Origin of the sequence: Paludibacter propionicigenes WB4, assembly GCF_000183135.1 — a bacterium.
GTDB classification, from domain to species: domain Bacteria; phylum Bacteroidota; class Bacteroidia; order Bacteroidales; family Paludibacteraceae; genus Paludibacter; species Paludibacter propionicigenes.
In genome coordinates, this window is record NC_014734.1 from 2,083,425 (window position 1) to 2,095,007 (window position 11,583).

At 39.6% G+C, this 11,583-nt stretch carries 9 protein-coding genes; 2 read left to right on the forward strand and 7 right to left on the reverse strand.

Annotated elements, in window-relative coordinates; all coding sequences use genetic code 11:
• Positions 1–1,269 carry an LVIVD repeat-containing protein gene (locus PALPR_RS08690; RefSeq protein ID WP_013445246.1) on the forward strand — a complete coding sequence of 423 codons (1,269 nt, stop codon included), beginning with the start codon at positions 1–3 and terminating at the stop codon, positions 1,267–1,269.
• Between the two features lie 92 nt (positions 1,270–1,361).
• Here the strand turns inward: PALPR_RS08690 and PALPR_RS08695 are convergent, their stop codons facing one another.
• The 7 genes from PALPR_RS08695 to PALPR_RS08725 form a co-directional block, all read right to left on the reverse strand.
• A complete protein-coding gene (locus PALPR_RS08695; protein ID WP_013445247.1) occupies positions 1,362–2,219 on the reverse strand; it encodes an enoyl-ACP reductase FabI in 858 nt (285 codons plus the stop codon).
• 276 nt (positions 2,220–2,495) lie between these two features.
• On the reverse strand, positions 2,496–3,416 hold the full coding sequence (locus tag PALPR_RS08700; RefSeq protein ID WP_013445248.1) for an NAD(P)-dependent oxidoreductase: 921 nt from the start codon (positions 3,414–3,416) through the stop codon (positions 2,496–2,498).
• Between the two features lie 120 nt (positions 3,417–3,536).
• Entirely contained in the window at positions 3,537–4,607 is a 1,071-nt protein-coding gene (gene serC / locus PALPR_RS08705) for a 3-phosphoserine/phosphohydroxythreonine transaminase (RefSeq protein WP_013445249.1), read from the reverse strand.
• Between the two features lie 198 nt (positions 4,608–4,805).
• Positions 4,806–7,418 carry a DNA mismatch repair protein MutS gene (gene mutS, locus PALPR_RS08710; protein WP_013445250.1) on the reverse strand — a complete coding sequence of 871 codons (2,613 nt, stop codon included), beginning with the start codon at positions 7,416–7,418 and terminating at the stop codon, positions 4,806–4,808.
• Between the two features lie 146 nt (positions 7,419–7,564).
• Complete coding sequence (locus PALPR_RS08715; protein ID WP_013445251.1) at positions 7,565–8,689, reverse strand: glycosyltransferase; 1,125 nt, start codon at positions 8,687–8,689, stop codon at positions 7,565–7,567.
• A 201-nt stretch (positions 8,690–8,890) separates the two neighbouring features.
• Complete coding sequence (locus tag PALPR_RS08720) at positions 8,891–9,493, reverse strand: LysO family transporter (RefSeq protein WP_013445252.1); 603 nt, start codon at positions 9,491–9,493, stop codon at positions 8,891–8,893.
• Complete coding sequence (locus PALPR_RS08725) at positions 9,490–9,768, reverse strand: LysO family transporter (protein WP_419185415.1); 279 nt, start codon at positions 9,766–9,768, stop codon at positions 9,490–9,492. The genes PALPR_RS08720 and PALPR_RS08725 overlap by 4 nt, the downstream gene beginning before the upstream one ends.
• 172 nt (positions 9,769–9,940) lie before the next feature.
• Here PALPR_RS08725 and gpmI point away from each other — a divergent pair, with 172 nt between their 5' ends.
• Positions 9,941–11,464, forward strand: coding sequence for a 2,3-bisphosphoglycerate-independent phosphoglycerate mutase (gpmI, locus tag PALPR_RS08735; protein ID WP_013445254.1), 1,524 nt, complete (start codon positions 9,941–9,943; stop codon positions 11,462–11,464).
• The last annotated feature ends 119 nt before the right edge of the window (positions 11,465–11,583 follow it).

The window sequence follows — 11,583 nt, forward strand, 5'->3', positions numbered from 1 at the left end:
ATGAAAAGAACTATGTTTTTTATCAGCCTTGCTGTTCTACTTTTGAGCAGTTGCGAATCGGTAGTAACAGAAACTGTTACCTACAAAATCAACGAGCCTGTTTTTATGTCGACCGAAGTATTTCGTAATTCGGTAAAAGTAACTTCTAAGCAACACGCCATTAGTGGTATTGGCAAAATGTGTTTCTACAACGATTACCTGTACATTTCCGAACCGGAAAAAGGGATTCACATTATTGACAATCGCGACCCTTCGAGCCCCAGAGTAGCGGGCTTTATAGAGCTATTGGGGAATGCCGACTTAGCCATTCGCGACAACAAGCTATACGCCGATTCGTATATCGATTTGGTTTGGTTTGATATAAGCAATCCACTATTGCCGGAACTAAAAGGAAGATTGGATTCAATATTTCCAACAGCACTGCCATCGACGCAAAACCAATATGGAATTGATTATCAACAGACTTATGCCGGTAAAAGCAAGGGCATTGTAGTTGGCTGGAAAGTAAAAGAAAGAACCGAAAATGTATCGCACTATACCGGCGGTTGGTATGGTGGAGTTACCTATGATTTTGCTACTTTAAACAGCACAGCACCTACCGGCAGTAAAAGCACAGGTATAAACGGCTCCATGTCGCGTTTCAGTATTTACAACGATTATTTATATTCAGTTATCAATAACTATATGAATATATTCGACTTAAGTGCTGCCAAACCAACCAAAGCCGCTCCGGATTTTTACATAGGACGCAGTGTGGAAACTATTTTCAGCTATAAGGACTATATGTATATGGGAACACCTAGCGGTATGCTAATCTATTCGGTAAAGAATCCTCTAAAACCGGAATTTCAATCATCGTTGACGCATGCCTACGGTTGCGATCCTGTAGTTGTTGAAAATGATTTAGCGTATGTGACAGTTCATTCGGGCAACCTATGTGGACAAAACACCAACGAATTATTCATTGTGGATGTAAGTAACCCCAAAAGCCCAAAACAACTTGTATCATACACTATGACTAATCCTAAAGGCCTTGGTATCGACAATGGAAAATTATTCTTGTGCGATGATGGGTTGAAAATATTCAACAACAGCAATCCGCAAACCCTCTTGGCTAACCAACTTGCTCATTTTAAGAACATAAACGGATATGATATCATTGCTCACAACAACATAGCCATGATGATTGCCGAAGACGGCATTTATCAGTACGATTATTCTGATTTAAATAATATCAAATTGTTGAGCAAATTACCGATAGTTAAGTAAACCGGATATATACGACAAATAATTATGCAATAAAAAAGTGAGATTGAAACAAATCAATCTCACTTTCTTTATTCAAGCAACTATCTCTATGATTATCCGTAGATAATTTTTCCATTCTCGTCTTTAAATTCCTCGAAACTCTTGTTGTATTGCTCCATAGCGCGGTAACTCATAGCCATGCTGGAGAATCCACCATCGTGCAATAAGTTTTGCATGGTTACCTTGCGTGTTAAATCGCTAAACATAACAACGCAATAGTCAGCACAATCTGCAGCTGTGGCGTTGCCCAGTGGCGACATACGTTCTGAGAAATCAAGCAAACCATCCATGCCCTTTACACCGCTTCCGGCAGTTGTTACAGTTGGCGATTGAGATATTGTATTTACACGTACATTGCGTTCGCGACCGTAAATATAACCAAAACTACGAGCAATTGACTCCAGCATAGACTTGGCATCAGCCATATCGTTATACCCAAAAACAGTACGTTGAGCAGCCATATAGGAAAGAGCCACCACAGAACCATAATCGTTGATTGCATCCATTTTCTTAGCTACCTGCATCATTTTATGAAAAGAAATAGCAGAGATATCAAGAGTTGTAAGTAGCATATCATAATCAAGATCGTCATAAGGACGTTTTTTTCTTACGTTTGGTGACATGCCGATAGAATGTAGTACAAAGTCAATTTTACCACCTAACACCTCCATCGATTGTTCAAAAACTTGTTCCAAATCAGTCACACTGGTAGCATCGGCCGGAATAAGTTTAGCATTAAGCTTTTCTGCCAATTCGTTTGTAGTACCCATGCGTACTGCCAACGGAGTGTTTGACAATGTAATAATGGCACCTTCTTCTACAGCGCGTTCTGCAACTTTCCAGGCAATGGACATGTCGTTCAATGCTCCAAAAATAATTCCTCTTTTACCTTTTAATAAATTATTACCCATGATTTTATTTTAATGGTTTCTCATATCAAACAGTTCAATAGCTTAAATGTTTGATAAAAGAAACTTAATTTCGGCACAAAGATACACAAAATGTGCATAAAATAAAAATTTATTAAGCAATAGAAAGAGTAAAAATATATTAACTGTCTATATATTAGCAATTTAGCCAATCTAACAATCAAGCTAGAATCTTAGTTCCTTTTGTCTATTATAATGCAAAAAAATAGCCTTATGAGCTATTGCTAGTCCATAAGGCTATTTTATTAATTCTGTCTATTATTTATTTACTCTGAAACGCTCTGAACCGTTTTTGATAAAATCAACGATTTGTTTGGCAGCAGCAATACCGGCATTGATATTAGCTTCAGCTGTTTGAGCACCCATCTTCTTTGGAGTTGTAAAGTATCTGCCACCAACTTTTTCTTTCATTTCAGCATCGTTACCGGGCACTATGTCTGTCACATATTTAAAATCCGGACGCGATTCCATGAATTCAAGAATTTCAGTTTCGTTGATAACTTCCTTGCGAGCTGTATTTACAAGCACTGCACCTTTTGGCATCCGACCAAGCAAAGCAGCGTTGATAGACTGTTTGGTTTCAGCCGTAGCCGGAATATGCAATGAAACAATGTCAGAAACACTGTAAAGCTCTTCAACCGAAGATACCGCTTTCACACCATCTTTTTCGATTACTTCGGCAGGACAAAAAGCATCAAATGCATACAATTCCATACCAAATCCTTTAGCTATGCGAGCCACATTGCGACCAACATTTCCGTAGGCATGAATACCCAGTTTTTTGCCCATTAATTCGGTACCGGAAGTTCCGTTATAGAAATTACGAACGGCAAAAACAAGTAATCCGAAAACCAATTCGGCAACAGCATTGGAGTTCTGTCCCGGAGTATTCATAACGCAAACTCCTGCAGCTGTAGCAGCTTCCAGATCAACGTTGTCATAACCGGCACCGGCACGCACTACAATTTTCAATTGTTTAGCAGCAGCAATTACTTCTGCATCGATTATATCGCTGCGAATAATGATAGCATTAGCATCGGCAACTGCATCGAGCAACTGTTGTTTTTCGGTATATTTTTCGAGCAATGCCAATTCAAATCCGGCAGCTTCTATTTCTTTGCGAATTCCGTCAACCGCAACTTTAGCAAAGGGTTTATCAGTAGCAATAAGTACTTTCATATAATTCTAATTCAAAGCTTATTTAATCATGAAAAACAGATTAAAATAAGTGGTTAGTATTTTTAAATTCTGCCAATATAAACACAAAACCCCTCTTTGGGAGGGGATTGTATATAGTCTTTAGGCTTTTAGTTTTTCAAATTCCTGCATGCAATCTACTAACGCCTGGACGCTTTCAATAGGCAAAGCATTGTAGGTAGAAGCACGGAAACCACCCACAGAACGGTGACCTTTAATACCTACCATACCGCGTTCCGAAGCAAATTTCTGGAAGTCGGCTTCAAGCTCTTTATATTCTGGTTTCATTACAAAACAGATATTCATGCGAGAGCGATCTTCTTTTGCAGCCGTTCCAACAAATATCTTGCTGTTATCGATTGCATTATAAAGCAATTCGGCCTTGGCAATGTTTCTCTTTTCCATTTCAGCCAAACCACCATTTGCTTTCAACAAACGCAATGTTTCTAAAGCGCTGTAAATAGGCAATACCGGAGGCGTATTGAACATAGAACCATCGGCAATGTGTGTTTTATAGTTAAGCATGGTAGGGATATAACGCGATACTTTACCAAGCAATTCGTCTTTTACAATTACGAAAGTCAATCCGGCAGGAGCCAAGTTTTTTTGAGCTCCACCGTAAATCAATCCATATTTCGAAACATCCATTGGACGTGAAAAAATATCGGAAGACATATCGGCTATCAAAGGCACAGGAGAGTCAATATCTGTCAATATCTCTGTACCATAAATAGTATTATTAGTTGTAATATGGAAATAATCAGCATCAGTAGGAATCACATAATCTTTGGGAATGAATGTGTAGTTTGCATCCTTTGATGATGCCACCTCTACAACTTCTCCGAAACCTTTAGCTTCTTTCATGGCTTTGTTAGCCCACACTCCTGTATTTAAAAACGCAGCTTTCTTTTCGAACAGATTAAATGGAATCATGCAAAATTGCATACTTGCTCCACCGCCTAAGAATAGAACCGAATAACCTTCCGGAATATTTAACAATTCTTTGAAAAGTGCCACTGTTTCGTTCATCACCACTTCAAAATCTTTTGAACGGTGACTTATTTCCAATACGGACAATCCTGAACCATTAAAATCTAATACAGCCTGAGCTGTTTTTTCAATAACTTCGCGAGGTAAAATAGAAGGTCCTGCATTAAAATTATGTTTCTTCATACTATAAATGATATATTTGTTTGATAGTTTTATCGCCAAAAAAAGAAAGCACAAAAGTACTACTTTTTTTAGTTTTGACCATCAGAAAATGTGTTTTTATAACATTTATGGGCTGAAAATTTATAGTCATGCATTTACACAATTCAAAATGTATGAATATGCATATTTAATGACACACATATCGCGGGAGTGTGCAAATTATTTGCCTGTAATGATGCGCTTCACCTCATTCAATTTATTTAACGCTTCGACGGGAGTCAGATTATTAATATCAAGATTTTTTATTTCATCACGAATTTGCTCCAATACAGGATCATCCAATTTGAAGAAACTTAGTTGAAAACCTTCTCGTTGTTCTGCAATTTCGCCTACCGGTTTAGAAATTCCCGATTGACGATTATCCGTTTCCAGCTGCTTGAGTATTTGTTCGGATCTTTTCACTATGCTTTGAGGCATGCCGGCCATTTTAGCAACATGAATACCAAAACTATGCTCACTGCCACCACGTACCAGTTTCCGAAGAAAAATAACTTTTTTATCTACTTCCTTCACCGACACATTATAGTTTTTTATGCGATGAAATGATTTTTCCATCTCATTTAATTCGTGGTAGTGCGTTGCAAAAAGAGTTTTAGCTTTACAGCTTACCTGCTCGTGAATGTATTCTACAATCGCCCAGGCAATGGAGATACCATCATAAGTACTTGTGCCCCGACCCAACTCATCAAAAAGCACCAAACTACGATTGGACAAGTTATTCAAGATACTGGCAGCTTCGTTCATTTCCACCATAAAAGTAGATTCCCCCTGCGAAATATTATCGCTTGCTCCTACCCGGGTAAAAATTTTATCAACCACTCCTATACTGGCACTTTCAGCCGGAACAAAACATCCAATTTGCGCCATAAGTGTAATAATGGCTGTCTGCCTTAGCAAGGCCGACTTACCGGACATATTGGGTCCGGTGATAATGATGATTTGCTGGGTTTCATTGTCCAGATACACATCGTTGGCAATATAAGACTCACCGATGGGCAGTTGTTTTTCGATCACCGGATGCCGCCCCTGCTTTATTTCCAACACATCAGTATCGGTGACCTGTGGTCGTACATATTTATTTTCGGAGGAAACACGGGTAAATGACAACAGACAATCCAACTGCGCAATCAGATTGGAATCCAACTGAATGGCCGTAATGTAATCTACCAAACTCAACACCAAATCGTTGAAAAGGCGTATTTCAATTGATAGAATTTTTTCTTCGGCACCTAATATCTTTTCTTCATACACCTTCAGCTCTTGCGTAATGTATCGCTCTGCATTGACCAACGTTTGCTTCCTGATCCAGGTTTCGGGCACCTTATCTTTGTGCATGTTTCTTACTTCAATGTAATATCCAAACACATTATTAAAACTGATCTTCAGACTTGGTATTCCTGTTTCGGCACTTTCGCGTTCCTGAATTTTTTGCAGAAAATCCTTTCCTGAATACGCCAATTGGCGCAATTCATCTAACTCCGCATCGACACCGGATTTCAAAACTCCCCCCCGATGAATAAAGTTTGGAGGATCATTATCGATTTCTTTGTCAATCTTTTCGGAAATTACAGCACAAGCATTCAACTGATCTGCAATTTTTCTCAACGTATCATTATCAGATTGTGAGCAAGCCAGCTTAATCGGCTCAATAGCTTTGAGGGCTACTTTAAGTTGCACCACCTCCCGCGGATTTATACGTCCGACCGCAACTTTTGAAATAATACGCTCCAAATCTCCAATGAGCGCTACATTTTGCTCAAGAAGCAGTTTCAAATCAGGATTTTTGAAGAAATGCTCAACTACACTCAACCTTTCATTAATAGGTTTGACATCTTTCAACGGAAAAGCAATCCAGCGTTTCAGCATGCGGGCACCCATCGGACTGATAGTCTTATCAATCACATCGAGCAATGTACGCGCACCTTCATTAATAGAGCCGTACAATTCCAGGTTACGAACCGTAAAGCGATCAAGCCAAACAAAACGCTCCTCTTCTATACGCGACAACTGCGTGATATGACCTGTTTGCTGATGGTGCGTCTGATCCAGATAATGCATAATGGCTCCGGCAGCTACAACTCCATTGGGGAGATTATCGACCCCAAATCCTTTCAGATTCTTTATTTCAAAATGTTTCAGCAGCCTTTCATTAGCCGAATCGGGCGAATAAGCCCAATCTTCGAGAGCATAGGTAAAGAACTTTGTACCGAAAAAAGCTTCAAAATCCTTCTTCTTAGAACGATCATAAAGCACTTCTTTCGGTCCGAAGCTATTCAAGAGCTTATCGACATATTCAGCATTTCCTTCGGCAACAAGAAATTCGCCTGTAGATATATCCAGAAACGAAACACCTACATGATTTTTATTTAAATGTACGCTTGCAAGAAACGTATTCTCTTTGTGGTTAAGCGTTGTGTCACTATACGAAACACCGGGAGTAACCAGTTCCGTCACACCACGTTTTACAATTTTTTTGGTAAGTTTCGGATCTTCAAGCTGATCGCAAATGGCAACCCGCCTTCCCGCACGCACTAACTTCGGCAAATACGTATCAAGTGCGTGATGAGGGAAACCTGCCAGCTCGACAGTTTTTCCGGCACCGTTAGCTCGTTTAGTGAGAGTAATTCCCAGTATTTGAGATGCCTGGATTGCATCGGTTGAAAAAGTTTCGTAAAAATCACCACAACGAAAGAGCAAAATAGCATCGGGATGTTTTGCTTTAATCTCGTTGAATTGCTTCATCATTGGCGTTTCTACTATATCTGAGCCCATATATTTATATAAAGAACTCCTAATCCCTTGTAAGGGAATTTGGTTTATTCTATGAATTTTTTATTAAACGTTATTTTTTAAAATCACCCAAACCTATTCTCGTTCGTGAAATACAGATTCTTGAAATCAATCGGGTTCGGGACTAATTACTTAAACAGACCATCAATTGCTGCTGTCATTCTTGACCACAGGAATTTTTGCTTTTCTATTTTTATATTCTCAATCATACTTTTGGAACGTTGGTTGGAGAAAAAGTCGACAAGCGCATCGGCTATCTGAGCCGGCTCTACCGGGACAACATAACCAACTTTACCGTTGGGAATAGTTTCGGCTAAGCCACCAACATTAGTCACCAACATGGGTATTTCAAAATGATATGCAATCTGACTCACACCACTTTGCGTCGCTGTTCTGTAAGGTTGAGCAATAATGTCGGCAAGGCTAAAATAATTCCTCACCTCGTTATCCGGTATAAAACCAGTTCGTAGTTCTACCAATCCTTCCAGCTTCAATTTCATAATCAGTTCAAAATATGGCTGCGGATTTTCGTAAAATTCTCCGGCTATCACTAAACTAACAGGAAACTGACGTAATCGTTCATCTGCAAAAGCCTCCATTAGCAAATCCAGTCCTTTGTAGTGACGAATAAAACCAAAAAACAGAATGTATTGTTTATGCTCCCGAAGCCCAAGTTTCATGGCAGCCTCCTTTTTTGTCAATGCCGAACCGTAGTGGTCGTAAATGGGGTGTGGCGATACTACTTTCGGCTTGCCGTCATGGTCAAATTTTTCGATGTCTGCCGTAACCGATTCTGCCATCGACACAAAACCATCCATTGCTTTCACAAAATATTGCGGGAAAAGTTTATCCAAAATAGTAGGTTCGTGCGGAATCATATTGTGAATAAGTCCTATCATCTTTGTTTTAGGCGAACGGGCATAACGGGCAATAGTTCCATAGCATGGAGCCATAAATGCCATCCAATAGCTGAAAATAACTATGTCAGGAGACTTCTTCTTAATTGCACGACCAACTTTAATCCAATTCAGCGGACTTACTGAATGGATCTTTCGGTTAATTTTTAAGTCCTTAGGTGCAGGTTCGCTTGAAAACTGCGATTTACCCGGGAACAAAAACGCAGGATATTGAAGGGAAAATGTAATAATCTCCACTTCATTTCCCTCTTTCACATATTCACGGGCTAAACGCTCGTTGTATGCTGCCAAACCACCACGATAAGGGAACGCCGTACCAACTATAATTATTTTCATGCTAGTATAAATTACAAGATTGATAAACAAAAGGATAGAGGCAACAAAATGTAGCCCGACTTAGGACATTCAGCATGAAAAATTTCATGAAAATGAGCTTGTTAACTTTTTGCTTAGTACCTGCAAAAGTACAAAATTATTCAATGGGGTTATTGTTTTTTCGGACAATTTTTTCTGAATGAAAAGCAATAGCCGGATTTATTATAAACTACAAAAGAATGTGACCAAAAACGGAACCGTGAAGTCAACAATGAATCCCTGATAAATGGAAACGATAGCAAAATCCTTTCCAGAACACTTAACGATAATTGGGAAAGTGGTATCCATGGTAGTAGCTCCACCGGCAGAAATCGGTGCTAAATTGCCAAAATACCGGACCATCCATGGAGCTAACAACAACGTAATGACTTCACGCATGATATTAGAAAGCAGCGCAATAGTCCCCAGCTCAGCACCTTTACACTGAGTAATGAGAATACTCGAAAGTGAATAGTATCCAAAACCTGAGCCTACAGCCAAGCAATCGGCCAGACTTCTGTTTCGAAGAAAAAGACTCACTGTAATTACACCAAGCCAGGTTCCTGCAACAGTCATCACGGGTAGAAGTATCAATCTGTTATCCAAACTTCTAAACTGGCGGAATGAGTCCGGATCACATCCAATGCTGACACCCACCATAAACATGAGAGCACAGAGCACATAAAAGCTCACATTATAATCCAACAACGATGGCGGCAACCAACGAAATGCACCAAGCAATAAGCCCGTTGCGAAAAAAGAAAGTATAATTAGACTCCCTTTCATCGGCTTAGTGATTTTTTTCGTACGACAAGCCAAAGCATCCAGGCTAGCAACACACTCCCCAATGTACCTCCAAAGGCCAGCAAAAATGCTTCGAAGCCTAGTTTAGCAAACTGACTGACAACAGTTTCATTTGAACCAACTTCCAACCCCAACAAAAACAATAGCACCCAGATAAGTGTTAGTATAGTTCGATGAACTTGACCAAGTTTACGACGGCGAAACATATAACCTGTAGCCATTCCGGCAAGCATACAGGCGATAACAATAAACATCATTCGAGTATTTTTTTGTACAAAGATAAAAGAAATGAACTAAAGTGCGAATCTGTAATGTAATTAGAGAAAAAACAGAAACATAAACCAATGAAAACACTAAAAAATTCGTAAATTTGCGCTTCAAAAAAAACAACGGTATTAGAAAGTATAAAATAATAAATTTCAAAATAATATGAGCAAAAAAGCATTACTTATGATTTTGGATGGCTGGGGAATTGGAAATCATTCTCACGCGGATGTCATCTACAGCACACCAACCCCTTACATTGATTCGTTGGTAGCAAATTATCCTAATTCGCAACTTCTTGCTTCAGGTGAAGATGTTGGTCTGCCTGAAGGACAAATGGGGAACTCGGAAGTAGGCCACCTGAATATTGGCGCTGGACGCGTAGTTTATCAGGATTTAGTAAAAATAAATATCGCCTGTCGCGACAATAGCATACTACAAAATCCTGAAATTATCAATGCTTATTCTTATGCCCGCGACAACAAGAAAAAAATTCACTTCTTAGGTTTGGTTTCAGATGGTGGGGTTCACAGTTCGTTGGATCATTTGTTGAAATTAATAGACATTGCCAAGGAGTACAATGCCGAGGCATTTGTTCACTGCTTTATGGATGGCCGCGATACCGACCCGAAAAGCGGTAAAGGTTTTATTGAACAATTAGATACTTACACCAAAGGAACTACCACTAAAATTGCATCCATCATTGGACGTTACTACGCCATGGATCGCGACAAACGTTGGGATCGCGTAAAAAAATCGTATGACTTAATGGTTAACGGAACGGGCGAACCGACAACCAATGTTGTGGCTGCAATGCAAGCATCTTACGATGCTGGTGTAACAGACGAATTTGTCAATCCAATAGTTAGCGTTGATGCAGCAGGAAAACCGCTGGCAACTATCGAAGCAGGCGATGTGGTTATTTTCTTCAACTACCGTAACGACCGCGCAAAAGAACTAACCGTAGTTTTGACCCAACAAGATATGCCGGAAGAAGGAATGCATACCATACCATTGGAATATTATTGCATGACTCCTTATGACTCAAGCTACAAAGGATTGCACATTTTGTTTGATAAAGACAATGTCCAAAACACCCTAGGCGAATATGTTTCCAGCCTCGGATTGAAACAATTACGCATAGCCGAAACCGAAAAATTTGCTCACGTAACATTTTTCTTCTCAGGTGGCCGCGAAAGTGAATTCGAAGGTGAAGAACGCATCCTGGTTGCTTCTCCAAAAGTGGCAACATACGACCTTCAACCCGAAATGAGCGCGCCCGAAGTAGCAGACAAACTGGTGGCAGCATTGAATACAAAGAAATTTGATTTTATTGCCCTCAACTTTGCCAATGGGGATATGGTTGGCCACACTGGCGTTTACGAAGCTATTCAAAAAGCTGTGACAACTGTTGACAACTGCGTGAATAAGGTTGTTGAAACTGCAAAAGCCAACGATTACGAAGTAATTATCATTGCCGACCACGGTAATGCTGACTTTGCCGAGAATGCCGATGGATCGCCTAACACTGCACACTCTCTTAATCCAGTGCCGTTTATATACGTAACCGAAAACAAAAATGCAAAAGTAGAAAACGGTATTTTGGCCGATGTTGCACCGTCTATTTGTCAGATTTTAGGTATTCCGCAACCAAAAGAAATGACCGGACACGGGCTTATTAAAGCATAATTCTTTATGTACAATTTATAATTAAAACGCCGTGGAATTTTTTCTACGGCGTTTTTTATTGAATTATTCTTCTCCAAAAAATCATAGAAAGCACTAATAATCTGCTTAAAATTCAAAAT